Source organism: Nonomuraea helvata (genome assembly GCF_039535785.1).
Taxonomy (GTDB): Bacteria; Actinomycetota; Actinomycetes; order Streptosporangiales; family Streptosporangiaceae; genus Nonomuraea; species Nonomuraea helvata.
In genome coordinates this window covers 1,423,320-1,449,118 of record NZ_BAAAXV010000009.1, presented here as the reverse complement: position 1 = coordinate 1,449,118, position 25,799 = coordinate 1,423,320, and the positions used below count along the sequence as shown (strand labels likewise).

22 protein-coding genes and 1 pseudogene are annotated in these 25,799 nt (G+C 70.8%); 8 read left to right on the top strand and 15 right to left on the bottom strand.

Going from position 1 to position 25,799, the window contains the following annotated elements:
* Positions 1–5: 5 nt before the first annotated feature.
* The 3 genes and pseudogenes from ABD830_RS39745 to rho all read right to left on the bottom strand — a co-directional run.
* The gene (locus tag ABD830_RS39745) at positions 6–1,775 is read right to left on the bottom strand and encodes a S9 family peptidase (RefSeq protein WP_344999104.1); all 1,770 of its coding nucleotides are present in this window, start codon (positions 1,773–1,775) and stop codon (positions 6–8) included.
* A 144-nt stretch (positions 1,776–1,919) separates the two neighbouring features.
* Positions 1,920–2,963 (bottom strand): putative RNA methyltransferase, encoded by a 1,044-nt coding sequence (locus ABD830_RS39740; protein ID WP_344999102.1) that lies wholly within the window; start codon positions 2,961–2,963, stop codon positions 1,920–1,922.
* Positions 2,964–3,055: 92 nt separating this feature from the next.
* Positions 3,056–4,111, bottom strand: a pseudogene (gene rho / locus ABD830_RS39735) (transcription termination factor Rho); the annotation flags it as partial.
* A 438-nt stretch (positions 4,112–4,549) separates the two neighbouring features.
* Here rho and ABD830_RS39730 point away from each other — a divergent pair.
* From ABD830_RS39730 to ABD830_RS39720, 3 genes are read left to right on the top strand one after another with little or no spacing between them, the layout of a single operon-like run.
* Positions 4,550–4,693, top strand: a complete 144-nt coding sequence (locus ABD830_RS39730) for a hypothetical protein (protein WP_344999100.1) — start codon at positions 4,550–4,552, stop codon at positions 4,691–4,693.
* 9 nt (positions 4,694–4,702) lie between these two features.
* Positions 4,703–5,443 carry an MBL fold metallo-hydrolase gene (locus ABD830_RS39725; protein ID WP_344999098.1) on the top strand — a complete coding sequence of 247 codons (741 nt, stop codon included), beginning with the start codon at positions 4,703–4,705 and terminating at the stop codon, positions 5,441–5,443.
* Between the two features lie 26 nt (positions 5,444–5,469).
* The gene (locus ABD830_RS39720; protein WP_344999096.1) at positions 5,470–6,363 is read left to right on the top strand and encodes a TolB-like translocation protein; all 894 of its coding nucleotides are present in this window, start codon (positions 5,470–5,472) and stop codon (positions 6,361–6,363) included.
* Between the two features lie 3 nt (positions 6,364–6,366).
* Here ABD830_RS39720 and ABD830_RS39715 read toward each other — a convergent pair whose 3' ends face one another.
* A complete protein-coding gene (locus ABD830_RS39715; RefSeq protein ID WP_344999094.1) occupies positions 6,367–8,268 on the bottom strand; it encodes a sensor histidine kinase in 1,902 nt (633 codons plus the stop codon).
* A 62-nt stretch (positions 8,269–8,330) separates the two neighbouring features.
* Between ABD830_RS39715 and ABD830_RS39710 the strand changes: the two genes are divergently transcribed.
* Entirely contained in the window at positions 8,331–8,780 is a 450-nt protein-coding gene (locus ABD830_RS39710; RefSeq protein ID WP_344999092.1) for a hypothetical protein, read from the top strand.
* On the opposite strand, the gene ABD830_RS39705 is transcribed toward ABD830_RS39710, so the two are convergent.
* The gene (locus ABD830_RS39705; protein ID WP_344999090.1) at positions 8,745–9,101 is read right to left on the bottom strand and encodes a hypothetical protein; all 357 of its coding nucleotides are present in this window, start codon (positions 9,099–9,101) and stop codon (positions 8,745–8,747) included. The two genes, ABD830_RS39710 and ABD830_RS39705, sit on opposite strands and share 36 nt — an antisense overlap.
* A 74-nt stretch (positions 9,102–9,175) precedes the next feature.
* Between ABD830_RS39705 and ABD830_RS39700 the strand changes: the two genes are divergently transcribed.
* A complete protein-coding gene (locus tag ABD830_RS39700; RefSeq protein WP_344999088.1) occupies positions 9,176–9,703 on the top strand; it encodes a DUF6886 family protein in 528 nt (175 codons plus the stop codon).
* On the opposite strand, the gene ABD830_RS39695 is transcribed toward ABD830_RS39700, so the two are convergent.
* From ABD830_RS39695 to xylA, 7 genes are all read right to left on the bottom strand, one after another.
* Complete coding sequence (locus ABD830_RS39695; RefSeq protein ID WP_344999086.1) at positions 9,678–10,640, bottom strand: ketopantoate reductase family protein; 963 nt, start codon at positions 10,638–10,640, stop codon at positions 9,678–9,680. The two genes, ABD830_RS39700 and ABD830_RS39695, sit on opposite strands and share 26 nt — an antisense overlap.
* A 12-nt stretch (positions 10,641–10,652) precedes the next feature.
* Complete coding sequence (locus tag ABD830_RS39690; RefSeq protein ID WP_344999084.1) at positions 10,653–11,381, bottom strand: glycosyltransferase family 2 protein; 729 nt, start codon at positions 11,379–11,381, stop codon at positions 10,653–10,655.
* Between the two features lie 58 nt (positions 11,382–11,439).
* Entirely contained in the window at positions 11,440–11,973 is a 534-nt protein-coding gene (locus ABD830_RS39685; RefSeq protein ID WP_344999082.1) for an AAA family ATPase, read from the bottom strand.
* A 42-nt stretch (positions 11,974–12,015) separates the two neighbouring features.
* Positions 12,016–13,626, bottom strand: a complete 1,611-nt coding sequence (gene lysS / locus ABD830_RS39680; protein WP_344999080.1) for a lysine--tRNA ligase — start codon at positions 13,624–13,626, stop codon at positions 12,016–12,018.
* A 188-nt stretch (positions 13,627–13,814) separates the two neighbouring features.
* Positions 13,815–14,915: a Gfo/Idh/MocA family protein gene (locus ABD830_RS39675; protein WP_344999078.1), complete on the bottom strand. Its 1,101-nt coding sequence runs from the start codon at positions 14,913–14,915 to the stop codon at positions 13,815–13,817.
* Positions 14,912–15,655, bottom strand: a complete 744-nt coding sequence (locus tag ABD830_RS39670) for a sugar phosphate isomerase/epimerase family protein (RefSeq protein WP_344999076.1) — start codon at positions 15,653–15,655, stop codon at positions 14,912–14,914. Before ABD830_RS39670 ends, ABD830_RS39675 begins: the two co-directional genes overlap by 4 nt.
* On the bottom strand, positions 15,652–16,803 hold the full coding sequence (gene xylA, locus ABD830_RS39665; protein ID WP_344999074.1) for a xylose isomerase: 1,152 nt from the start codon (positions 16,801–16,803) through the stop codon (positions 15,652–15,654). Before xylA ends, ABD830_RS39670 begins: the two co-directional genes overlap by 4 nt.
* Positions 16,804–16,893: 90 nt before the next feature.
* On the opposite strand from xylA, the gene ABD830_RS39660 reads away from it, so the two are divergent.
* Positions 16,894–18,006, top strand: a complete 1,113-nt coding sequence (locus ABD830_RS39660; RefSeq protein ID WP_344999072.1) for an ROK family protein — start codon at positions 16,894–16,896, stop codon at positions 18,004–18,006.
* A 30-nt stretch (positions 18,007–18,036) separates the two neighbouring features.
* On the opposite strand, the gene ABD830_RS39655 is transcribed toward ABD830_RS39660, so the two are convergent.
* Together ABD830_RS39655 and ABD830_RS39650 are read right to left on the bottom strand one after the other, a co-directional pair.
* Entirely contained in the window at positions 18,037–18,507 is a 471-nt protein-coding gene (locus ABD830_RS39655) for a VOC family protein (RefSeq protein WP_344999070.1), read from the bottom strand.
* Positions 18,508–18,603: 96 nt separating this feature from the next.
* Positions 18,604–21,441, bottom strand: a complete 2,838-nt coding sequence (locus ABD830_RS39650; RefSeq protein WP_344999068.1) for an AfsR/SARP family transcriptional regulator — start codon at positions 21,439–21,441, stop codon at positions 18,604–18,606.
* 146 nt (positions 21,442–21,587) lie between these two features.
* Between ABD830_RS39650 and ABD830_RS39645 the strand changes: the two genes are divergently transcribed.
* A complete protein-coding gene (locus ABD830_RS39645; protein ID WP_344999066.1) occupies positions 21,588–22,049 on the top strand; it encodes a carboxymuconolactone decarboxylase family protein in 462 nt (153 codons plus the stop codon).
* Here ABD830_RS39645 and ABD830_RS39640 read toward each other — a convergent pair.
* A complete protein-coding gene (locus tag ABD830_RS39640) occupies positions 22,034–22,834 on the bottom strand; it encodes an AfsR/SARP family transcriptional regulator (RefSeq protein WP_344999064.1) in 801 nt (266 codons plus the stop codon). The genes ABD830_RS39645 and ABD830_RS39640 overlap by 16 nt on opposite strands.
* A gap of 110 nt (positions 22,835–22,944) precedes the next feature.
* Here ABD830_RS39640 and ABD830_RS39635 point away from each other — a divergent pair, with 110 nt between their 5' ends.
* On the top strand, positions 22,945–25,794 hold the full coding sequence (locus ABD830_RS39635) for an AfsR/SARP family transcriptional regulator (protein ID WP_344999062.1): 2,850 nt from the start codon (positions 22,945–22,947) through the stop codon (positions 25,792–25,794).
* Positions 25,795–25,799 lie beyond the last annotated feature (5 nt).

Here is a 25,799-nt window from a genome sequence, read left to right as displayed (position 1 = left end):
GCTTCTTACAGGGTGTCAAGTACGTGCTTTCTGGCGAAATCGAGCTGGAGCGTGAGCTGCGCGATCCGCTGGGCGACCACGAGCGAGCCACGGATGGCGTCGTAGGTGTAGACCTCGTGGTCGCGCCCGTGATCGGCGAGCTTGGCCACGTACTTCTCGATCTGGCGCAGCGGGCAGCGCGTGTCGTCCTCGCCCGCGAGGATCAGCAGCGGGCTCTTGACCTGGTCGGCGTAGGTGATGGGGGAGCTGCCCGCATACCGTGCGGGCTGCTCGTCGGGCGAGCCGCCGAGCAGCGCGCGGTGGTAGGCGCGCAGGCTCTCCGCCTCGTCCTCGTACGCGGTCTGGTGGCAGGCGATCGGCGCCGCCGCGATGCCGGCCGCCCACAGGTCCGGCTGCGTGCCGAGGCCGAGCAGCGTGAGATAGCCGCCCCACCCCGAGCCGGCCAGCACGATCCGGTGCTCGTCGGCGATGCCACGATCGACCACGCATCGGCGTACGGCGGCCACGTCGGCCAGCTCGATGTGCCCGACGTCGCCGTGCAGCGCGTCGCGCCAGGCGGAGCCATAGCCCGTCGAGCCCCGGTAGTTGACGCGCACCACCGCGAACCCCGCGTCCACCCAGGCGGCGACCTCGGGCGAGAACACGTCGCGGTCGTGCGCCGTCGGCCCGCCGTGCAGCAGGAAGACCGTGGGGTACGGGGCGCTGCCCACCTCGGGCTTGGAGATCAGCGCGTGAATGCGACCGCCCTCGCCGTCGACGTCGATGTCCTCGACCGGGACGCTCGGCGGAGCGGGCGGACCGCTGTGATTGACCACGACCTGGCCGTTGGTGGAGCGGATGATCGGCGGGCGCGAGGCGCTGGACCAGGAGTACTCGACGTGCCCGCCGGGCCGGGGGACCGCCTCGTCGATCACACCGTGCGGCGTCTCGAGGAGGGCCAGGCCGCCGCCCGCGAGGTCGTAGCGGTGCAGGTAGCTACGGGCGCGGTGGTCGCGCAGGATGAGCAGGCCGCGGCCGTCGTCGTACCACTCGGCGTCGAGGTCGCCGGAGTCCTTCAGCCAGATCTCGCGCTGCTCGCCGGTCACCGGGTCCCAGACCAGGGGCTCGTGGCGCTCGCGGCGCTCGTGCAGGGCGAGCAGGCGGCGGTCGCCGACGACCGGGGCGAACTTGAGGCCGGTGACGCCCTTGGTGGGGCCGTCGTAGAGCTCGCCCACCGTGTGGCCGTTCGGGCGGATGACGCGGAGTGCGGGGTGACGGAAGTCGCCGTACTCGCCATGATTGATCGCGATAAGGGAGCCGTCGAGGGTCATGTCGGCCACCCAGGCGGCCTCGCCGTGCTCGTACAGGAGCTTGGTCGGCTCGCCGTCGCGTACGAGGTAGACCTTGAACGTGCCCTCGCTGGCCATGGTGATCGCCGCGACGCCCGTCGTGGACAGGGCGATGCCGCCGGGCTGGCCCGGGGGCAGGTCGGGGGCCACCGGCTCGTTGGGGCCGCCGTTGAAGGGCTGACGCCACCACACGCCGAACTCGTCGCCCTCGGTGTCGGCGAACCAGTAGATCCACTGGCCGGTGGGGTCGACGGCCGCGTACGCGGTGCCCCTGGGCCGGTCGGTGACCTGGCGGGTGGCGCCGGTCACGCGGTCCCAGGCGTAGACCTCCCAGGTGCCGGTGGCGTTGGAGCGGTAGATGGAGCGGTTCGGGGCCAGGCGCGCCCAGGACGGCAGCGTCATGCGCGACGCCCGGAACCTGGCCTGCCAGCGTTCCTCCGCCTTCATCCGGTGCGCCCCCTCCCTTGGCTGCCCCACGCCTCCGGGCGAGGGATGTCGTCCAGTATTGCGCCTGTTCCGGAGAAATACTTAGGGAATGTGGGGGAATTTCGGACTAAATGCCCCATCAGTAACACCAGTCCCAGGCGTCCGTCAAGGAACGGCCCTTGATCGGGTCGCGGGCTCGAAGATAGACAGGTGAAACGACGCTTGCGTTCGCACTTTTTGCTGCCTTTTCGCGACATTATGGGAGATAAATCCCGTGATTCGCTGGTTCAGCTCATCCGGGTCGGTATGCCACGCGCTCGGGCCCATCCCGACCACCTGGGCGATGTCGTCATGTCCAAGCTCCATCTCGAACTCGATCGAGCGCCGCTCTGACTCGACGAAGCCCTCCAGGCTCCGCGCCAGCCTGCGCTCCTTCTCCTCGTCCACGGAGAGCAGGCACAGCTCCTCGACGAGCGGGCTCAGGTGCCGCCTGGCCGGGGTCACGACCACCGCGACGCCTCCGGGACGGAGGATCCTCCTGAATTCGGGCCCGTTCCTGGGCGCGAACACGTCGATCACCACATCGGCCACCCCGTCCCTGATGGGGAGCGGGCGCCACACGTCGGCCACGAACGCCCCTGCCCTGGGATGCACCCGCGCCGCCCGGCGTACAGCGTGCTTCGACACATCGAACGCCATCCCGATGCCATCGTCCACCGCGTTGAGCACGGCCGCCAGGTAGTGCCCGGTGCCCGTGCCCGCATCGACGATCAACGGCGCGGCCCATCCTTCCGCGCGACGCCGACCGCCGGTTATTTCCGGCTCGTACGCAAGACGTTGTGGCCCCGCGCCGTAACCGGCCTCCACTTCCGCCCCACGGTACGCCCTCAACTCCGCGCCGTCATTCGTTTCGGTGGAGTACTCACGTTTTGCTGGACCGTTCTCGCCGCGCGCGTACTTTCGCACGGTTTCTGCCACTGCGTCTTGCAGCGGTGCATAGTGACCCGCATCGAGAAATCGCGCCCTCGCGGTCACCATCTCGGGACTGTCGGCCGTTCCCGGGGGTTTGCTGCCTATGAGCAGGCTTACGTAGCCCTGCTTGGCGACGTCGTACGCATGTCCGTCGGCGCACCGCAGCGCATCGGCGTCGAGCCGCACGCCGGCACGGCAGACGGGGCAGACGAGGTATTCGACGATGTCGGCCAGCATGCCGCCCATTCTCGTCCACCGCCCAGGGACCCTTCCCGACGGGGCTCCACGCCGCCGCCGCGCGGGCCGTAAGGGAAGGAGAGGCACAGGAGTCAGGCGGCGGTGGCCTCGAGGAGGAAGGCGGCGTTGGAGGGGGTGGTGCGGAGCTTGCCGATGAGGACCTCGAGCCCTTGCTGCTTCTCCAGCCCCGTCAGCATCCGCCGCAGCCGCCACACCACCTGCCGCTCCTCCGTGTGCAACAGGATCTCCTCGCGCCGGGTCCCGGAGGCGTCCAGGTCCACGGCCGGGAACAGCCGGCGCTCGGCCAGCTCGCGGACGAGGTGCAGCTCCATGTTCCCCGTCCCCTTGAACTCCTCGTACAGGTTGTTGTCCATCCGCGACCCCGTGTCGATCAGCGCGGTGGCGAGGATGGTGAGGGAGCCGCCGCCCTCGACGTTGCGGGCGGCGCCGAAGAAGCGCTTGGGCGGGTACAGCGCCCCGGCGTCGATGCCGCCGGTGAGCACCCGGCCGCCGCCGGGCGCCAGGTTGTTGTACGCCCGCCCCAGCCGCGTCAGCGAGTCGAGCAGCAGCACGACGTCCTGGCCGGACTCCACGAGCCGCTTGGCCCGTTCGATGGCCAGCTCGGCGACGGCGGCGTGGTCGCGGTCGGGGTGGTCGAAGGTCGAGGAGAAGATCTCGCCGGAGATCGTGGCGCGCATCTCGGTGACCTCCTCGGGCCGCTCGCCCACGAGGACCACCATGAGGTGCACCTCGGGGTGGTTGCGGCTGATCCCGGCGGCCAGCGCCTGCAGGACCATGGTCTTGCCGGCCTTGGGCGGCGCGACGATGAGGCCGCGCTGTCCCTTGCCGATGGGCGCGAACAGGTCGACGACGCGCGTGCTGAGCGACTCGGTCTCGATGTGGAGCCGCTCGGTCGGATGTACGGGTGTCAGCTCGGCGAACCGCGGCCGATCGCGCCACTGCGTGGCGCCGTTGACCGACGTGATGCCGACGAGCTTGTTGCCGGCGAACGACGCGACGACGTGGTCGCCGGGCCGCAGGTCGAACTGCCGTACCTTGTCGGGCTGAAGGCGGACGTCGCCGGGGCCGGGCAGCTGGCCGGCCCGGATGAACGCGGACTTGTCGCGTAGGTCCAGGAGGCCCTCGACCTGGCGGACGGGTACGTCCGCACGCTGTTCAGGAATGTGTACAGACATGGTGAACCCCTTTGGGGGAGACGCGCCTGACCAGAGCAAGGCGCGGTGGCGAAAGAAGGAAGTCGGGCCCAGGGGGCCAAGACTCAGATGAAGAACCAGCGGAGCGGAAGCTCAACGCTTGGTGGCAAGATACCACACCATCTGGCCCAGTAAACGCCTAGCCCTCTTGGGCTATTCCCGGGCCGTTCTCGGAGTTTCTCCCACCGGCGCGGGACGGGGCGCGTGACAATGTTCTTCTCGGCACCGTACTGCGAGGAAAATTACCGCGCCCGGTGTACCGGAGGGCACAGAACCCCCATCGAAGCAGCGTCATCGTGTCAAGTGGCATGCAGGACCCCTGCAACTCGGTGAAGGTTCCATAGAACGAACAGAACTCCTTGGGGGAGCATCATGAAGACCGTCAACCGCTGCCCGCAGTGCCGCCACGAGCTCGACGAAGGCCCGATCATGTACAGGTGCGCGCACTGCTGCCGCGCCGTCTACGCCGCTGACCTGGAGAACGAGTTCGTTCCCGCGGAGCCGGTGGCCGCCTAATCTGGGCGAGTGCCACATACACCTATAACCGTCTCCGGCGTCGAGGTGACACCGCTCTGCGACGCCGTGGGCCCCATGGGAGCGGCGATCCGCCGCCCGCTCGCCGAGATGTTCCTCGGTTCGGAGCTTCAGGATGGGCCGTGGGACCTGCACTTCCACTGCTATCTGATCCGCGACGCGGCCGGTCGCCTGACCCTCGTCGACACGGGCATCGGTGGCGCGGACTCACCGGCCGCGAGCTGGGCGCCGGTCCCGGGAACGCTGGCCGGTGAGCTGGCCGCCGCGGGCGTCACGCCCGCCGAGATCGGCACGGTCGTCCTCACGCACCTCCACAGTGACCATGCCGGCGGCGTGGTCGTGGACGGCAGGCCGGCGTTCGAGAACGCGCGATACGTGCTCCAGCAGGCCGAGTTGGACGCCGCGGGCGGCCCGGTGTTCGACCGGCTGCTCACCCCGATCAAGGATCAGCTGCACGCCGTCGAGGGCGAGGCCGAGGTCTCGCCGGGCGTCCACGTGCACCTCGCGCCCGGCCACACCCCGGGCCACCAGATCGCCAGGGTCGGCGACGTGGCCATCACCGGAGACCTCGTGCTCCACCCCGTCCAGCTCGACGACCCGTCCATCCGGTACGTCTACGACGACGACCAGGAGACGGCCGCGCGCACCCGTGCGGAGGTGCTCGGCGCGTTGAGGGCCGAGCGGGCGATTCTCGCCACCGCTCATTTCGGCGAGCCGTTCCTACGTCTCTGAGCGACTTGCGGGCACGATGTGTAGCCATGAAGACACACATTGTGACCGGCGTCGCTCTTGGCGCCGTTCTGGTGTTCTCGCCGGCAGCGTCGGCGGCGCCCACGCCTGACCTCTCGGGCGCCGTCTACGCCGGATTCGGAAATCAGCTCACACGGTACGCCGACGGCGAGTGGAGCACGCTCGCCAAGGTCGGCGCCACACCGCAGTTCGCCGCGTCGCCCGACGGCACGAAGGCGGCCTGGGTGACCGAGAACGGCGACCTCCAGGTCATGGAGGGCGGCAAGGCCACCACGCTCGTGAACGGGCTCCAGGGCGGCGCGCCGTGCCTGACCCCGGTCTGGTCCGCCGACTCGAGCAGGGTGGCCTACCCGGCCCAGGGCGACGAGATCATGGTCGCCAAGGCGGACGGCAGCGCCGCCCCGGAGAAGGTGGGCACGTCCCCGGGCGTCTGCCACCTCGCCTGGTCGGCCGACGGCCGCTACCTCGCGGGCTACAACACCCAGGGCGACTCCCTCTACCGGCTCAACGTCAAGACCGGCAAGAGCCTTCCGGCCAAGGGGGTCAAGTACATCAACCACGTGCAGAGCCTGTCGCCCGACGGCAGCAAGGCGGTCGTCTCGATCCCGGAGAGCCCGGAGACGCTCGGCGACGGTACCTGGCCGGCCTCGTTCAAGCCGGTCGTGCTCGACATCAGGACGGGCAAGAAGGAGCGGCCGGCGGTCAAGGGCAAGCAGATCGGCGCCTTCTACCTGCCGGACGGCCGCCTCGTGGTGCGTACGGCCGGCACGCGCGGCCAGTCCGGGTCCGGAAGCCCCGCACACAACTCGCTGGTCGTGCTCGACAGCGCGGGGCAGCCGGTCGAGCGGATCGCCGAACCGGCCAAGGCCAGGAACCGGGCGCTGCTCCAGGTCCTGGCCTAGCGGCTAACGTCCGCTCATGGCCGGCTGTTCGGCCAGGAGCGCCGCGGGCAGGGCGATCATCGCGGTCAGGCCGCCGTACGGGGAGGACGCCAGAGTCACCTTGATGCCGTGCCTGGCCGCGAGCCTGCCCACCACGAACAGGCCGAGCCGGTCGCTCTGCGCCAGGTCGAACTCCGGCATCTTGGCCAGCCGCTCGTTGAGCTCGTCCAGCTCGACGCGCGGCAGGCCGAGGCCGCGGTCCTCGATCTCGATCATGACGCCGTGCGCGGTGGTCGCGCTGCGTACGTCCACCCTGGTCTTCGGCGGCGAGAAGAGCGTGGCGTTCTCGATCAGCTCGGCCGTCAGGTGGGCCACGTCCGTGACCACCGCGCCGAGCAGCGCGACCTGCGGCGGCTGGAGGATCTCGATCCGCTCGTACTCCTCCACCTCCGCCACGGCCGCGCGCAGCACGTCGAGGAGGGGCACCGGGTTGCGCCAGCCGCGTCCCGGAGTCTGGTCCGACAGGATGATGAGGCTCTCGGCGTGCCTGCGCATGCGGGTGGTCAGGTGGTCGAGCTTGAACAGGTCAGCCAGCTCCTCAGGCTGCTCCGTGGCCCGCTCCATGCTGTCGAGCTGGAGCAGCTGCCGGTGGAGCAGCGACTGGTTGCGCCTGGCCAGGTTCACGAAGACCTGGCTGACGCCGTGCCGGAGCCTGGCCTGGCTCACCGCGGCCTCGACCGCCGTGGACTGGACGTCGTTGAACGCCTGGACGATGTCGCCGATCTCGGAGGTGTTGGTCCTGACCTCGATCGGGGCCACCTCGTCGGCGGTGGGCGGGGCCGTGTTCGTGCGCAGCCGCTTGACCAGGCCGGTCAGGCGCACCTCGGCCAGCTCCGTGGCGGCGTCGCGGAGCCCGGCCAGCTCGCGCACCAGCCGCTTGCGGAAGCGCAGCGAGACCATGATCGAGGCGATGACGGCGATCAGGCCCACGCCGCCCGCAATGCCGACCTTGACGAGCATGCCGATGGCCGTCGGCGTCACCCGCCGCACGAGGCTCTGCACGGCCACGGCCTGGTTGCGCTCGACCGCCGCCCACAGGTTCTGGCCGTCGACCGGCCAGGTGGCGGCGGTGGCGGGCAGGCCGTTCGTGACCGCCTGGCCCCGGATGGCGTCCTCGGCCGCCTGGAACTCCTTGTAGACCGGCGAGGCCGCCAGCCGCTCGTACGGCCCGCGCAGGCCGGCGTCCAGGTGCGAGAGCGCCTGGGAGAACAGCAGCCGCCTGGTGGCCACCATGCCCGTGAACGCCTCGTGCTCCCGCTGCTCCACCCTGCCCTTGGCCAGCACGATGGAGACCATGGCGCGCTCCCTGGAGAGCACGTCCTTGGCCTCGCCCAGCATGGAGACGGCCCTGGCCTGCTTGTAGAGGGCCATGTCGGGCACCAGGACCATGGAGTCGTACATGCGGAAGGACGCGTCCACGATCTGGCTGTAGGCGTCGATCACGTCCAGCGGCGCGACGGTGGTGGCGTCCACGTCGCGGCGGACGCCCGCGAGGTGGTCGAGCTGGGTGTTGAGCGCGGCGAGCTGTGCGGTCATCTCGGGTGAGAGGTCGCGCAGGGTCTTGGAGAGCCCGCGGAACGTGGCCACGGCCTTGTCCGTGTCCTCGCGCTGCTTGGCCACCTTGTTCGCGCCCTGGCCGTTGACCAGGAAGTCCACGGACGCGAGCCGCTCCTCCTGGAGCTCGATGTTGACCCGCTCGGACGGGTCGGCCAGCTTGGTCGCCAGGTCGTTGATGGCCAGCAGGCGCATGCCGTCGCCGCCTGTCAGGCCCGCGGCGAACGCCCACAGGCCCACCAGGGAGACCAGAGGGACGAGGAGAAGGACAAGGAGTTTCACTGCGATGGGACGGCCACGCGTGGGGGGCATGCGACCTCCGGGTGCATGATGAGATCGCCTCGCAGATTACACCCCCTTTTGGAAGGATTTCTGTGCGTCTTCCGCGTTCTTTCTCCGGCTGGACCATGGCGGTCTTCGGCCTCATCTCCTTCGCACTCGGCCTGCTCGGGCTGATCTCGCCCGACACCATGCTGGCCATGCTGGGGTTCGAGGCGCTCGATGCGCGGGCCACCGGGGACTACACGCTGGTCTATATGGCCGCCTCGTCGATGGCGGCAGTGAATATGGGCGTTTATTACGTTTTCGCGGCATCCGCGAACTACACGCCGTTCTTCCGCTGGACGGTCCCGTTCAGGCTGGTGACGTTCACGGTCTTCACCACGCTGGTGCTGACGGGGGCGGCGCCGGGCAAGTTCATCGGCATCGGCCTCTGGGAGGGGCTCGGCGCGCTCATCACGGGGTTCGCGCTCTGGCGCGAGGGCAACCTGCTGCCCTCGCGCCAGGAATCACGGTCTCGTGTCCTGGGAGCCACGCGAGACTAGGCGGTCGCCGGGTTCGGGGCTGTGCTCCAGCCGCCGTTCCAGCTCTCGTTTCTCGTCCTCCAGCCGGGCCACCCGGTTGGAGGCCTCGGCCCTGGCTCCGCGTAGCGCACGGCGGCGCTTCGCGGACCTGCGCGAGCCCGAGCCGATCAGCCAGAGGCCCAGCAGCAGGACGGCCGCGGCGGCCGCACCCGCGAGGAACATCTCCACCTGATTGAGCTCGAAGGTGTATCCGAACAGGATGTACCTGGCGCTCTCCTCGGTCAGGACCAAGGCGAGGGCGCCGCCGGCGAGCAGGACCAGGATCAGTCCTAACAGGATCATCCAACTCACCCCTTGTCGTCAGAGCCCGCTCCCACTGCCCCGGGATCGCCGGTATATGCGCCATGATTGCGTTCATGCGGCCAGAACCCGGGCAAGTGCTCCACTTCTCCGAGGACCCGACGATCAAGCGGTTCGTCCCGCACGTGGCGCCGACGTCCAGCCGGAAGGAGCCGTACGTGTGGGCGGTCGATCATGACCGCTGCCCCGACTACTGGTTCCCGCGTGCCTGCCCGCGGGCCATGGCCTGGGTGGGGCCGCGCACCACCGAGCAGGACGCGGACCGGATCATCGGCGCGGGGTGCGGCGATCGGGTGCACGCCGTCGAGTACCGCTGGCTGCAGGCGCTCAGGGAGGCGCGGCTGTACGCGTACCGGCTGCCCTCGGAGCACTTCAAGCCCATCGGGGACCCGCCGCACGCCGTGGTGTCCACGGTCGCCGTCGAGCCGCTCGGCCCGCCCGAGCGGGTCGGCGACCTGTTCGAACTCCACGAGGAGGCGGGGATCCAGCTCAGGGTGCTGCCCAGCCTCTGGCCGTTCTGGGACGAGGTGATCGCCAGCACGCTGGAGTTCAGCGGGATCAGGCTGCGGAACGCCCGTCGATGAGCGCCAGCAGGGTCTCCAGCGGCATCGAGCCCGGCGCCCGCTTCTCCTTGGCGAACCCGTTGGCCTCGCGCCGCAGCACCTCGTTGACCGGGGTGGGCATGCCGAGCAGGCGGCCGAGCAGCACGATCTCGCCGTTGAGGTAGTCGGCCTCGATGGAGCCGCTGCTCCTCGCCAGGCTCTGCCACGACGAGCCGCCGCCGCGCGCGACGCCGTCGATGGGCCGCACGTCCGCCTTGCGGCCGCGCACCACGGCCTCCTCCTCGGGCGTCGAGTACGCGATCCCGGCCTTGTCCAGCACGGCCCTGGCCTCGGCCCTGGCGCGCTCGACCACCTTCTCCATGCCGGGGACGTGGCCGACGAGCGCCTCCACGGCGTTGCCCAGGTTGCCGAGCAGCTTGCCGTGCTTCCAGCGCATCACGTCGGGCCGGGCCAGGCCCACGAGGCCGCGCTTGCCCAGGTCGTCGGCGATCCGCCGGGCGAGCTCGTCCACACCCTGGGGATAGCGGCCGACGTGCAGGATGCCGGAGTACGGATGCGCGTGGGCGGCCACGACGCCGGGCTCCATGTGCTGCGCGGGCAGCCACACGCACATGCCGTAAACACGCTCGAAGCGCCGCAGGACGGTGCGCTCGTTGTCCACACCGTTCTGGGCGCACACCACCGGCAGATCGGACGGCCAGCCGTCGAGTGCGGCGATGGTGTCCTGCGACTTGGTGGCCACGATCAGCACGTCGTCGTCGCGCGCCGGCACGGGGCCGTCGGCGGCGGGGATGTCGAGGGTCTCGGATGACTCGGGGGTGATCAGACGCAGGCCGTCGCGCTTGATCGCCTCGTAATGGGCGCCTCGCGCGATGAGGAGGACATCGTGCCCGCCCTGGTGGAGACGGGCACCGATGGTTCCGCCGACTGCTCCTGCTCCGATCACTATGTAACGCATTGTCCAAGGATGTCACTTGGCGAGCGCAACTTGCGTCTGCCCCGTCACGGCAGACCCTCGCGCACGCTCGCGCATGATCGTCTTGAGCACGCGCCAGCCGTCACGCACCGCGTGCAGGTTGCTCGCGCCGTGGATGCGCGAACGCTCGTGGCTGGGGACCTCGCGGATGATGAGGCCGGCCTGGGCGGCGCGGACGTTCATCAGGGTCTCGATCTCGAAGCCGTCGCAGTCGAGCTCGAGGGCGTCGAGGTGGCACGCCCAGAAGGCGTTGTAGCCGTAGCAGAGGTCGGTGTAGCGGGTGCCGTAGAGGAGATTCGTCAGCCCGGTGAGGAACTTGTTGCCGAACGAGCGGATCGGGCTGATGTCGTCCGAGCCGCCACCAGGGGCGTACCTGGAGCCCTTGGCGAAGTCGGCGCCGTTCACGAGCGTGGTGACGAAGGAGTGGATCTCCCGGCCGTCGGTCGAGCCGTCGGCGTCGATCATGACGATGATGTCGCCCCGGGCGGCCTGGAAGCCCTCGATGAGGGCGTTGCCCTTGCCGCGCCGGGTCTGCACGACGACCCGGAGGTCGGGGCGCAGCCTGCGCGCGACGGCAACGGTGTCGTCGGTCGAGTTGCCGTCGACGAGGATGACCTCGTCGATCCAGTTGGGCAGCGTCGCGAAGACATGGGGGAGGTTCTCGGCCTCGTTCATCGCCGGGACGATGACACTGACGCTGGCGGCGAAAGGCTGCTTGTTCATGTGCTAAAGGTCACCCCGGACACATGCAAGTCGCTTGACGCTTCCTTGCATTGGTCTGTTAATTCAAGATCTCCGCTTCCGCGGCCCTCCTAATGATCTCGTCGACGGTCTCCTGAGGCGTTTGCCGGGTGGTGTCGAGCCATAGTCCGATGCGCGGTGTTTCTGTGCGCAGAACCGCATCTAGCTGGGCAATCGTCCATCTTCCGCTATATCCGATCTTTGCTCTGGATCTTTCTCGATGATCGATTTCATCCGCGTCCGGAGCCAGGACGATTACATGGAGGGGGCGAGTGTGAATAACTTTCGTAAACCGTTCCAAGTCCCCGCCGATAATGATGTCCTGGACTATTGGTGTGAATCCGGCATCGAAATACATGTCAGCCGTATTGGCCGCTATGCGGTAACGGAGATCGAGTTGGCGGACGGCCTCGTCGGTGGGTTCGGGGGTCATCTCGGCGCGGCCGCCGACGACCATGCGACGGAACGTGTCACCGCGCACGTGGGCGGAGCGCGGCAGCCGCTCGGCCAGGGCCTGCGCCACGGTGGACTTGCCGGCGGCCATGATGCCGGTGATCAGGACGGCGCCGTTCACGCGCCCACCAGGGCGCCGTTCACGCGCCCACCAGGGCGCCGTTCACGCGCCCACCAGCTTCCGCACCCGGTCGGCGCCCACGGCCAGCAGCAGCGTGGGGAGTCTCGGACCGGTGTCGCGGCCGACCAGGAGCTTGTAGAGGAGGGCGAAGAAGGCCCGCTGCGCCGCCTTCAGCTCGGGCGTCGCCTCGGCGTCCGCCGGCAGCCCGGCCTGGATCTTCGGTACGCCGTACACCAGCGCGGTCAGGCCGGCCGGCGACCAGTCGTCCAGGCCGTCGGCCAGCAGCCGCAGGGCCTCCCGCTCGCTCGGGCCGAGCGAGTCGAGCAGCTCCTCGTCGGGCTCGTCGCGCACGCGCGTGCGCTGGTCGGCGGGCACGTGGCCGTCGACCCAGCGCTGGGCCCTGTCGAGGCGGGGGCGAGCCTCGTCGAGCGTCCCGATCGCGTCGAGGTCGCGCAGGATGCGCAGGGTCTGGTCGGCATCGCCGGTCGTGATGTCCACCACGGAGGCCAGCGTGCGGTAGGGGACCGGGTGCGGCGTCGCAGGCAGCGGGCCCGCGGCCGTGCTCACGGCCCGGTTGTACGCGGCCAGCTCGGCGGGCTGGGCCCGGCCTTCCGCGACCTTGCGGCCCAGGGCGTCCCACTCGTCGTAGAGCCGCTGGATCTCCTGGTCGAAGGCGATCTTGAAGGACTGGGCCGGCTTGCGGCGGGCGTACAGCCAGCGCAGCACCGGCGCCTCCATGATCTCCAGGGCGTCGGCGGCGGTCGGCACGTCACCCTTGGAGCTGCTCATCTTGGCCATGCCGGTGATGCCGACGAACGCGTACATGGGGCCGATCGGCCGCTGCCCGCCGAACACCTCGCCCACGATCTCGCCGCCGACGATCCACGCCGACCCCGGGGAGTGATGGTCGACCCCGGACGGCTCGAAGGCCACGCCCTCGTACGCCCAGCGCATCGGCCAGTCGACCTTCCACACCAGCTTGCCGCGGTCGTGCTCGGCCAGCCGCACGGTCTCGCCGAAGCCGCACTCGCAGGTGTAGGCCAGCTCGGTGGTCACGTCGTCGTAGGCGGTGACCGTGGTCAGGTCGCGCTCGCACAGCTCGCAGTACGGCTTGTACGGGAAATAGTCCTCCACCTGCTTCGCCTGCTTCGTGCGGTAGCGCGACAGCACGGCGTCGATCCTGGCGCGCTCGCGCACGGCCAGCAGGATCTGCTCGCGGTAGGCGCCGTTCGTGTACTGCTCGGTCTGGCTGATGCCGTGGTATTCGACGCCCAGCTGCCGTAGTGCCTCGATCATGGGCGCCTTGAAGTGCTCGGCCCAGTTTCCGTACGCGCTGCCCGGAGGCGCGGGGACGGAGGTCAGCGGCTTGCCGATGTGCTCGGCCCAGGACGGGTCGACGCCCGCGGGCACCCTGCGGAAGCGGTCGTAGTCGTCCCAGGACAGCAGGTGCACGCACTCGACGCCGCGCCGCCGGATCTCGTCGGCGACCAGGTGAGGGGTCATCACCTCGCGCAGGTTGCCCAGATGGATCGGGCCCGACGGGCTCAGGCCCGAGGCGCACACGACCGGTTTGCCGGGCGCGCGACGCTCCGCCTCGGAGATGACCTCGTCCGCGAACCTGGAGACCCAGTCGGTCTCGCCACTCTCCACCATCGTGCCATTCTCGCGGCTCGCTCCTGCCCAAGCCAACGAGTTACCTTTCCTCGCGCTCCGTGGCCAGGCCCACCCAGGGTAACGGCGTCTCGCCGTTGACGGTTGGAGGTGCGGCGACGCGGCGCAGAGGGTGCGGCGCCCGGCCGCCGAGGGGCGGTGGGCGCCGCGGGTCAGCGTGGGAGCCCCCGTCAAAGGGTCGAGGCGTACGGGTCCCAGTCCGACGGGAGAGGCTCCGGTGAGGTGGTGGTGGACGTGATGGGCCGGAACTCGGAGCGCTCGCCCGACTCCGAGATGGCCGACATGAGCTCCAGCACGTGGAAGGCCAGATCGCCCGAGGCCCGGTGGGGCGTGCCCGACCGCAGGGATCTGGCCAGGTCGAGCACGCCGATGCCGCGCCCGGCCGTGGTGCCCGAGACCGGCCGCTCGTGCCAGTCCGTGTCGTGCAGCCCCCGCGCCAGCAGAGGCCCCTCGAACGTGTTGGGATCGGGCAACGAGAGGGCGCCCTCGGAGCCGATGATCTCGATGGTCCGGCGGTTGATCGGTGAGTCGAAGCTGAAGGTGGCCGCGGCGGTGGCCGCCCCCGGGAAGTCGAGCAACGCGTTGACATGCGTCGGGACGTCCACGGGGAAGACCTTGCCCTCCTTCGGCCCCGAGCCGACTACGCGGTGCAGGCGCGCCCTGCGCGTGCCGGCCGCCACCCGGGTGACGGGGCCGAGCAGGGACACCAGGGCGGTCAGGTAGTACGGGCCGAGGTCGAAGAGCGGACCGCCGCCCGGCTGGTAGAAGAACTCGGGGTTGGGATGCCAGGACTCGGGGCCGAGGCTCTGCGTGGCCGCCGTGACGGCCACCGGCTCGCCGATGAGGCCGGAGCGCAGGGCGTGCAGGGCCGACTGGAGCCCGGCTCCTAAGAAGGTGTCGGGTGCGCCGCCGACCCGCAGGCCCAGGTTGGCGGCCTCGGTCACGATCTTGGTGGCCTCGTCCACGTCCATGGCCATCGGCTTCTCGCCGTACACGTGCTTGCCGGCGCGCAGCGACTCCAGCGCGACGGCCGCGTGCGCGGACGGGACGGTGAGGTTGACGACGATCTCGACCTCGGGCACCGCCAGGACGGTGGCGAGGGCGCCCGACACGGGCACGCCGTGCTCGGCCGCGACCGCGGCGGCCCGCTCGGTGTCGATGTCCGCGACGCCGATCACGCGCACGTCGGGGAAGGCTGTGAGGTTGCGGAGGTACTGGCCACTGATGTTCCCGGCGCCGACCAGGGCGACGCCGACGGGGCCGTTGCTCAAGAGCCCTCCAAAGAGGTGAGGTAGGCGTGGCTGTCCGCGAGGGCGGCGAAGACGTCGGTCGCGCATTCGTCGAGCTCGACGATGCGCCAGGCGTCGGGGGCGGCGGCGAGGATCTCGGGCACGGGCATGACGCCCCTGCCCACCGCGGTGTGCGGCTCGCCCTTGACCACCGGCCCGTCCTTGACGTGCAGCGCCAGGATGCGCTCCGCCAGGCTGCCGAGCAGGGCGGGCACGTCGGCGCCGCCCACGGCCGCCCAGTACGTGTCGATCTCCAGGAACACCTCGGGGACGAGCAGGTCGGCCAGCGCCTCGATGGCGTGCCGGCCGTCGATCCGCGGCTCGATCTCCCACCAGTGGTTGTGGTACCCGATCCGCATCCCGCACCGCGCCGCCTGCTCGGCCAGCCCGTTCAGCAGGTCGGCCGTGCGCGAGAGCCCGTCGCGCGTGGTGAACTCCTCGTGCGCGATGCCGCCAGGAATGATCACCAGGTCGGTGCCGATCGTGGCGATGGCGTCGAAGACCTCGGCGGGCTCCTTGCTCAGCAGCGCGTACGCGTGCGTGCCCGACACGCTCAACCCCAGATCGTCGACCACCTCGCGGAAGCCCTTGGGATCGGTCGTGGGGTCGTAGGGCTCCACGGACCGGTAGCCGATCTCCGCGATCCGGCTCAGCACCGTGTCGCGGTCGGCCGCCAGCGCGTCCCTGACGGTGTAGAGCTGGACACTGATGGGTTTCGTCATCCGCGTACCCCCAGGAGGTGCTCGAGCGCGAGCTGGTTGAGCCGGGTGAAGTGGAAGCCGCGGGCGGCCGCCACCTCGGGGTCGAAGTCGTCCTTGGCCAGGTCGGCCCAGGTCTCGCCCGGCGCCAGCGTAGGCTGCGCCAGCTCGTCCACGCGGGAGGCGCGCAGGGCCTCCTGCACCTCGGGGTCGGCGCGGAAGGCCCGCGACTTCTCCTTGAGGATCAGGTACGTACGCATGTTCGCCGCGGCCGAGTCCCACACGTCCTGGGCGTCCTCGGTGCGCAGCGGCTTGTAGTCGAAGTGGCGCGGCCCGTCGTAGCCGCCGTTCTCCAGCAGGTCGACCAGGAAGAAGGCGCTCTTGAGGTCGCCGTGGCCGAAGATCAGGTCCTGGTCGTACTTCGGCCCGTGCTGGCCGTTGAGGTCGATGTGGAAGAGCTTGCCGTGCCAGAGCGCCTGGGCGATGCCGTGCACGAAGTTGAGCCCGGCCATCTGCTCGTGGCCGACCTCGGGGTTGAGGCCCACCATCTCGGGGTGCTCCAGGTCGTTGATCAGTGCCAGGGCGTGGCCGATCGTGGGCAGGAGGATGTCGCCGCGGGGCTCGTTGGGCTTGGGCTCAAGGGCGAAGCGGATGTCGTAGCCGCGCTCGCGTACGTACGAGCAGAGCAGGTCGAGGCCCTCCTTGTAGCGGTCGAGCGCGGCCTTGACGTCCTTGGCCGCGTCCGACTCGGCGCCCTCGCGACCGCCCCAGCACACGTACGTCTTGGCGCCCAGGGAGGCGGCCAGGTCGATGTTCCTGATCACCTTGCGCAGCGCGTACCGGCGGACGTCGCGGTCGTTGCTGGTGAACGCGCCGTCCTTGAACACCGGGTGCGTGAAGAGGTTCGTGGTCGCCATCGGCACCTTCATGCCGGTCTCGTCCAGGGCCTTCCTGAACGCCGCGATGGCCTTGTCCCTGTCGGGCTCGACGGCGAGCAGGTCGTCGTCGTGGAAGGTGACGCCGTACGCGCCGAGCTCGGAGAGCCGGTGGACGGTCTCCACCGGGTCGAGCGGCGCCCGGGAGGCGTCGCCGAACGGGTCGCGCGCCTGCCAGCCGACCGTCCAGAGGCCGAAGGTGAACTGGTCGGTCGGGGTCGGGATGAAATTGGCCATTCGAGTGCGCTCCTCGTGATTAGTCCATAATCTGTACATAATCCTGAGGAGGTGAGCATGGCGGCGTCAAGAGGGGTCCGGCATGATTCCATGCGTGCCCGTAACCTGGCCGTAGTACTCGGCGCCATTCACCGATCAGGACCTCACACCAGGGCGGCGCTCGCCGAGATGACGGGGCTCACCAAGACCACCGTGTCCAGCCTGGTCTCCGACCTCCTGGACGCCGGGGTGGTGACCGAGAGCGGGGCCGTGCGGGGCGGCGAGCGAGGGCGGCCGGGAGTGGCGGTGAGCCTGAGCGGGCACCGGGTGGCCACGCTGGGGCTGGAGATCAACATCGACTATCTGGCCGCGTGCGTCGTCGATCTGACTCGGGAGGTGCGGCTGCGCCGTACGCGCCGGGCCGACAACCGCAACTCGGACCCGGCGGACATCCTGGAGAGCCTGCGCGACCTCGTCAAGGAGACGACGGCCGAGGCGGAGCAGGCCGGGCTGCGGATCATCGGCGCGGCGCTCGCCGTGCCCGGCACGGTCGAGGGCGAGGTGCTGCGTAGCGCGCCACACCTCGGCTGGCGGGACGTACGCGTGCCGGACCTGGTCGACCTGCCGTTCGCGATCGACAACGAGGCGAACCTGGCGGCGCTCGGCGAGCTGTGGTTCGGCTCGCAGGCGGCGGACTTCCTCTACGTGTCCGGCGAGATCGGCATCGGTGCCGGGCTCGTGGTGGGCGGGACGGTGTTCAGGGGGACGTTCGGGCTGGCGGGCGAGCTGGGCCACGTCGTCGTCGTGCCCGACGGGCCGGCGTGCCGGTGCGGTGGCCGGGGCTGCCTGGAGGTGTATGCCGGGCAGGACGCCCTGCTCGGCGCGCTGGCCTCGGTCACCTCGCTGGTCGCGCGGCTGGAGTCGGGCGACCGGCCGGCGCTGGAGGCGTGCGAGCGGGCCGGGCACGCCCTCGGCGTGGCGCTCACCTCGGCCGTCCACCTCCTCGACCCCGGCCGGATCGTGCTGGGCGGAATCTACGCGCCGCTGTTCCCCTGGCTGGAAGGGCCGGTGTCGGAGGGGCTGGGGGCCCGTCTGGGGCAGATGCGCGGCAGGCCCCCCGCCCTCGTGGTGTCGGAGACCGGCCCGGACGCGGCCGTGCTGGGCGCGGCAGGCCTGATCATCCAGCAGGTCATCGCCGAGCCCGCCCAGGTGCTCGGCCTCTGACCCGTACGTCCTGCGATCCGACACGCGTCTCTAGCCGTCGGCGGCCGTCTCCAGGGCCAGGAGGTCGATCTTCTGCATGCCGAGCATGGCCTTCATGGCCCGCTGGGCCCTGGCCGGGTCAGGGTCGCTGAGCAGTTCCTGAAGCCGACGCGGGATGATCTGCCAGGACAGGCCGTACTTGTCCTTGAGCCAGCCGCACTGCGACTCCTCGCCGCCCTCGGTGAACCTCGCCCACAGCTCGTCCACCTCCTCCTGCGAGTCGCAGTCGACGTAGAGCGAGACGGCCTCGGTGAACGTGAACTGCGGGCCGCCGTTCAGCGCGATGAACCGCTGCCCGGCCAGCTCGAACGTCACGATCATGGCCGTCCCGGCGGGACCGGGCCCGGCGTCGCCGTAGCGGTGGACGTCCAGGACGCGCGAGTCCTTGAAGAGCGAGGTGTAGAAGGTCGCGGCCTCCTCGGCCTGGTTGTCGAACCAGAGGTACGTGGTGATCTTCTGCATGGTGGTTCCTCCCTACGAGTTCTCTCACCAACGCGTCGAACTCGCCCGGGCCGGATCGACAGACGAATCTCGAATTTTCTTGAGAACGTGGCTCGCTTACTCCAGCTCCGCGATGAAGGCCGTGAGCTGCCCGGCTTCGGGCACGCCGAGACCGGTGTACAGCTCCAGTGCCTGCTTGGCATGATCGCGGGCCGAGTCGAGGCGGCCGCGATCGCGGTGGATGCGCGCCAGGCCCTCGTGGGCGCGGGCCTCCTCGGGCCGGTTGCCCAGCTCGCGCGCGATGGCGAGGGCCTGGTCGTGGTACGCCGCGGCCTGTTCGGGATCGCCGGCGAGCCGGGCGGTCTCTCCCAGGCCGTTGAGCGGTGCGGCCTCGTCGCCGCGGTTGCCCAGCTCGCGATAGAGCTCCAGCGCCTGCCGGTGGTGGTCACCGGCCTGCTCGTGCTGCCCCTGGCGCTGGTGCACCTGGCCGAGGAGGTCCAGCGTCTGGGCCTCGCCGTTGCGGTTGCGGAACTCGCGATGCAGCCGCAGCGCCCGGCGGAGATGGTCGAGGGCCTCCGGGTACCGTCCCTGCCGCTCGTGGCCGATGCCGAGATTGCTCAGCGTGTAGGCCTCCCCGACCCGGTTGCCGATCTCGCGGCTCAGGTCGAGCGCCTGCGTCAGATGGCGCTCCGCCTCCTCGTACGAGTGCTGCCGCAGGCGTACGTTCCCCAGCGTGTTGTGCGCCCGCGACGCCCCGAGCCGGTCGCCGCTCTCGAGACACAGCTCCAGGGCCGGCCGGCAGGTCTCGTACGACTTCTCGTAGAGCCCCTGCCGCCAGTAGACCCATGCCAGGTCGAGCAGGGCCCGCGCCTCGGCCGCCGTGTCACCCTGGCGGCGCGCGGCGTCGAGCGCCTTCGTGTGCAAGGTGATCGCGTCGGCATGATGGGCGTGCCCGTCGAGATAGGGGTGCACGATGGTCGCCAGCTGACCGGCATGGAGTGGCCAGTCGCCGTCGGCCGCGCGGCTGCCCGCGGCGACCAGGTTGGCGCGCTCGGCGGCCAGCCACGCGCCCGCCTCGGCGGCGTCCAGCAACGGCACGGCCTGCGACCCCGTCTCCGGGATCACCGGCCTGCGGAGCCTGCCGAACGGATAGACCAGGGCCATCGCCGCGGCCGCGGTGCTCCGGTAATGGTCGAGTAGCCGGGTCAGGGCGTCATGCCGGGCGTCGTCGCTCTCCTCGGCCGCCGCGGTGGCGCGCGCGTGCTCGCGCAGCAGGTCGTGGAAGGTGTAGCGGCCGGGCTGGTGCTGGGCGAGGACGTGGGCGTCCAGCAGGTCCTCCAGCAGTGTCTCGGCGTCGTCGGCCGGCACATCGGCCAGCGCCGCGGCGGCGTGGGCGTCGATGTCGCGCCCCGGGTGCACGCCCAGCAGCCGGAACATGCGCTGCTGCGCGGCGTCCAGCTGCTCGTACGACAGCGTGAACGCGGCCGCCACCCCCCGGTCGGGCGTGGACAGCTCGGCCAGCCGCCTGCGCTTGTCACGCAGCCGGTCGGCCAGGTACGTGACGGTCCAGCGGGGGCGATGGTGCAACCTCGCGGCGGCGATCCGCACGGCCAGCGGCAGGAACCCGCAGAGCTGCAGCACGTCGAGCACCGCGTTCGGCTCGGCCTGCGCCCGCTCTCCCACGATCGAGGTGAACAGCGCCTCGCCGTCCCTGGCCGTCAGCACCTCCACCGACAGCGCGTGGGCGCCGTCGAGATCGATCAGCCGGCGGCGGCTGGTGACGAGGACGAGGCTGTCGGAGGCGCCCGGCAGCAGGGGGCGTACATGATCGGTGTCGGCGGCGTTGTCCAGCACGATCACGGCACGGCGCGCGGCGAGCTCGGCCCGCCACAGCGCGGACCGCGCGGTGTCCGAGGCCGGGATGCGTTCGGCCGGCACCCCGAGCTGGCGCAGCAGCGTCTCGAGCGCGGCGCCGGCTTCGACCGGCTCGTGCCCCGCCGTGTGCGCCTGCAGGTCGACGAAGAGCTGCCCGTCGGGGTAGCGCTCGGCGAGCCGATGCGCGGCGTGGATCGCCAGCGCCGTCTTGCCGATGCCGGCCATCCCGTCGATGGCCACGATCGTCATGCCGGAGCGGAGCCCGGCGATCCGCTCGAGTTCGGTGGCCCGGCCGGCGAAGTCGGGGATGTCGTACGGCAGGAAGTTCGCCGGCCGTTCGGGTTCGCGTACGGGCTCTTCCTGCGCCTGGACCTGCAGGCTCGGATCGTCACGGAGGATGGCCTGTTCGAGCGCCACGAAGGTGCGGCCCGGATCCAGCCCCTGCTGCTCGATCAGTGACTCGCGCAGCGAGCGGGCCACCGACAGCGCATCGGCCTGCCGCCCCGCGCGGTGCAGGGCGAGCATCAGCTGACCCGCCAGCCGCTCCCGCAGCGGATGCGCCGCCACGTGCGCGGACAGCTCGTCGATCAGCTCCTCGTGCCGGCCCAGCGACAGCTCGATGTCCGCCAGGCGCTCGACGGCCGCCAGGCGGCGCTGCTCCAGCCGGGCGCGGGCGCTCTCGACGTAGTCCGCGGTCACGTCCGCCAGCGGCTGCCCCCGCCACAGCCGCAACGCCTCACGTATCCGCCGGGCGGCGTCGGGGCCCTCGGCGGCCTTGGGGACGGCCGCCACCTGGCTGGTGAACTCCTCCAGATCGAGCCGCTCAGGCTCGATCACGTATCCGCCCGACCGGGTCGCGAGCTGCTGCGCCGCCCCCGCCTCGCGGAGCACCCGGCGGATCGCGGTGATGGCGGCCTGGATCTGCGAACGCGCCGTGTCCGGCGGCGTCAGACCCCACACCGCGTCGATCAGCTGGTCGGCGGTGAGGACGGCGCGGGCGTGCAGCAGCAGGTACGCCAGGACCGCCCGGTGACGTGGCGCCAGGCCGGTCAGCTCCTGGTCGGCATCCCTCACCTGCACGGGCCCCAGGACAGCGAACCGAACGCCCAACCCACCCTCCCGAACGGGACATATAGGCCGCCCATAGCGGACGTATCGCGAATGTATCAGCTCGGCTTCGCATGATGAATGCACAGGTCAACCAGCCGAGAAAGGAAACATCGATCATGGAAGCACGGATGAAGAACCCGGCGTACGTCCTCTCCGACAGCCTGAAGGGCATCCAGACGATCTACAAGGCCATCTACCAGGGCGGCGCGCCCCAGGAGCTGCTGGAGATCGTCGCCCTGCGCGCCAGCCAGATCAACGGGTGCAGCGCCTGCGTCCACGCGCACGTCCAGAACCTCAAGAAGTCCGGCGAGTCCGACGAGCGCGTGGGCAACGTCGCAGCCTGGCGGGAGGCGCCCTACTACAGCGATGTCGAGCGGGCCGCGCTGCAGCTCACCGAGGCCGTCACCCGGATCGCCGACCGGTCGGGGGACGCCGTGCCGGACGAGCTCTGGGACGAGGTCGCGGACCACTTCGACGAGCAGCAGCTCTCCGCGATCATCCTGACGATCTCCATGACCAACTTCTTCAACCGCATCAACGCCACGATCAAGGAGCCCGCCGGTCAGAACTGGGGCTGAGGCGTGCCGCGCTCATGCCGGACGGCGGTGTCGAGAGCCGGGTCGGCCGCGAGGATCCTCCCGTGGAGCTCCCGCACCGCCCGCCCCGGCTCCAGGCCCTGCTCGCCGATCAGCGTCGCCCGCAGCCCGGCGTAGGCGGACAGGGCCTCGGCCTGGCGTCCCGACCGGTACAGGGCGATCATGAGCAGCGCGTGCAGGGATTCGCGCATCGGATGCGCGGCGGTGAGCTCGCGCAGCGCGGGGATCACCGTCGCCTGCCGGCCGAGCTCGACATCGGCCTCCAGCACGGCCTCGACGGCCAGCAGCCGGGCCTCCTCCAGCCGGTCGGCGTGCGCCCGGACCATCGGGCCGCTCGGCACGTCGGCGAGCGCGGGCCCGCGCCACAGAGCCAGCGCCGCATCCAGCCGCCTGCGGGCCAGGGCCGGGTCACGGGTCCGCAGCGCCAGCTGGCCGTCGGCCAGCAGCCGCTCGAAGCGGGCGGCGTCCGTCTCGTGCCGGGTGCCGCGCAGTTCGTAGCAGCCGCCTCGCGTGAGCAGGTCCTCACCGAGGACATGGCGCAGCCGCCAGACGTATCCCTGCAGCGTCTTGCGGGCGAACTTGGGCTCGGAGCCCTGCCAGAGCTCCTCGATGATCCGGTCCGCCAGGACGGGGCGGCCGGAGTTGATCGCGAGGACGGCGAGGACGGCGCGGTGCTTGGGCGCCGGGATCGGGACCACGCCGCCGCCGTGGACGACCTGGAGCGGGCCGAGCAGATCGATCTGGGGTCTACGGGACGTCGGGAGCACGACCACCTCCTCAATCTGGACAGGCTGAATCCGCGTTAGCGGACCGCGCCAATCTCGATCTACACTGCCAGACCTGGCTTGCGTGGGGCTTGCGCGCTCAAGGGGGCGGCGTGGAATTCCGGATCCTCGGGGCTCTGGAGCTCTGGCAGGACGGTTCTCGGGTGCCGCTGACCGCGCCCAAACAACGGGCGCTGATGGCGATCCTGCTGATCAGAGCGGGGCGTACCGTTTCCGTCGAACGCCTGGTCGACGAGCTGTGGGGCACGGCGCCGCCGGCGAGCGTCGAGAGCACCCTGCACTCGCTGATCTCGCGGCTGCGGGGAAAGGGCGTCGCCGGGCTGGTCAGGGAGCCGGGCGGCTACCGGCTGGGACTCGAGGGCACCACGCTGGACGCCCAGGACTTCGAGCGGCTCGCCTCCCTGGCACGCAAGCTGGCGGAGGCCGGTCACCTTGAGCATGCCGTGCGGGGCTTCCAGGAGGCCCTCGGCCTGTGGCGGGCGGGGGCGCTGGCGGACATGCCGGAGTCGCCGCTGATCGCGGCGGAGCGGCTCCGGCTCGACGGGCTCCGGCTGGCCGTCTTCGAGGAGTACGCCGACACTCTGGGCAGACTCGGCCGGCACGCCCTGATCGCGGGGGAGGTCCGCGGGCTGCTGGCGGAACATCCGCTCCGCGAGTCCCTGTGGAGCAGGTTGATCAGTGCTCTGGACCGCTCGGGACAGCCCAGGGAGGCGCTGGCCGCGTACGACGAGGCGCGGCGGGTGCTCGCCGAGGAGCTCGGCCTGGATCCGGGACCGGAGCTGCGCCGCCTGCAGGCCGGCATCCTCCAGCGGGAGGAGGAACGCGGGAACACGCCCGTACCCCGGCAGCTTCCGCCCGACCTGGCCGGATTCGCCGGGCGCGGCGCCGCTCTCCGGGAGCTGACCGCGCTGGCGGAGACCCGCACGGATGTGGTGGCCGTCATCAGCGGCATGCCCGGCGTCGGCAAGTCGGCCTTCGCGGTGCATTGGGCCCACCGGATGGCCGAGTGCTTCCCCGACGGGCAGCTCTTCATCGACCTGCGTGGGCACCGGCCGGATGGGGCGATCACGTCGCGGGAGGCGCTGGACCGGTTCGTCCGCGCCCTGGGGCTGCCCCCTGACCAGGTGCCCACCGGGCAGGACGAGCTCGCCGCCGCCTATCGGCGGCTGCTCGCCGACCGGCGCGTGCTGGTGCTGCTGGACAACGCCGCCGACTCCGCCCAGGTGCAGCCGCTGCTACCGGGCACCGAGGGCTGTCTGGCGCTGGTCACCAGTCGCAGCCGGCTCTCCGGCCTGGCCCTCCACCACGCGACGCGTACCGTCGATCTCGACATCATGACCGCCGCCGAGGCGGCCGCCCTGCTGTCCGCCGTCATCGGCCCCCGCTGCGAGTCCGAATCCGGCGCCGTGGCCGAGCTCGCCCGCCAGTGCGGGCACCTGCCGCTGGCCCTGCGGATCGCCGCCGCCCACCTGGCCGATCACCCGCATCGCCGGATCGGCACGTACGTGGCCGATCTCACCGAACGCGGGAGGCTCGGCGCGCTGCATCTCGGCGACGCCCCGTCCGCCGCCGTCAGCGCCACCTTCGACCTGTCCTACCGGGCGCTGGCCGAGGCCGACCGGATCGCCTTCCGCCGCCTCGGCCTGATCCCCGGCGGCGGCGGCTTCACGGCCAGGGCGCTGGCCGCGATGCTCGACGTCTCCGCCGCCGAGGCCCGTGCCCGCCTGGACGCGCTGCGGGCGGGCAGCCTGATCCACACCCGTGGCAGCCAGTCGTACGAGGAGCGCCACCACCTGCACGATCTCCTCTTCGACTACGCCCGCCACCGGGCCGAGACCGAGGACGACGGGGCGGTCCGCGAGCAGGCCGTACGCCGGCTGCTGGAGTGGTACCGCACCATCGACGACCCGCTCGTGCTGCAGGACGAGTACGAGAACGTGCTGGCCGCCACCCGTCACGCCGCCGCGCACGACCTGGACGCGGCCTGGCGGCTGCCCGCGGCCCTGGCACCGCTGCTGCGGCTACGCCACTGCCTGGACGGCACCGCGGAGCTGCACGCCCTGGCGGCGGGCGCCGCCGAGCGGGCCGGCGAGCACCTGCAGGCCGCCGTGGCCCACAACAACCTCGGCGCGACCCTGGCGTACCTGGGCCGCTACCCCGAGGCCCTGACCGAGCACCGCAGCGCACTGGAGATCTACCGGCGCCTGGCGGACCCGGTCGGGACGGGCACCGCGCTGCGCAGCATCGGCACGGTCTCCTGGCTGCTCGGCCGGTATGACGCGGCCCTCACCGAGCTGCGCGAGGCACGGCACATCCTCGAGGACGCGGGCGAGGACGCCGCCGTGGGGCAGACGCTGAACCTGCTCGGCATCGTGCTGCGGTACCTGGGCCGGACGGACGAGGCCGTCGCCCACTACGAACGCGCGCTGGCCATCCACCGGCGCACGAACGACGCCCACGGCGAAGCCAACACGCTCAACAACCTGGGCGTGGTGCTGGACATCCGCGGCCGCCACGCCGAGGCGCTGGAGCATTACCACCGGGCGCTCGAGCTGCGCCGGTCCACGGGCAGCCGCAAGGGCGAAGCGCGCGCGCTGAACAACATCGGCCTGACCGAGATCAAGCTCGGCCGGCACGAATCCGCGCTCGGGCACCTCCTGAGCGCGCTGGCCATCCATCGCGAGACCGGCGACGCGAGGGGCGAGGGCCAGGTGGTCAACGACCTTGCCGGTCTCTATCACCTTCTCGGACGGGAGCAGGACGCGCTCGCGCACTACGCCATGGCGCTGCGCATCCGATCCGGCATCGGCGACCGCAGGGGCCTCGCCGACACTCACAAGGAGCTCGGCGAGGCCTACAACGACCTGGGCGACGGCGCCGCCGCCGCCCACCACCTGGCCGCCGCGGAACAGATCTTCAAGGAACTGGGGGTGACCGGGTAGCCGAG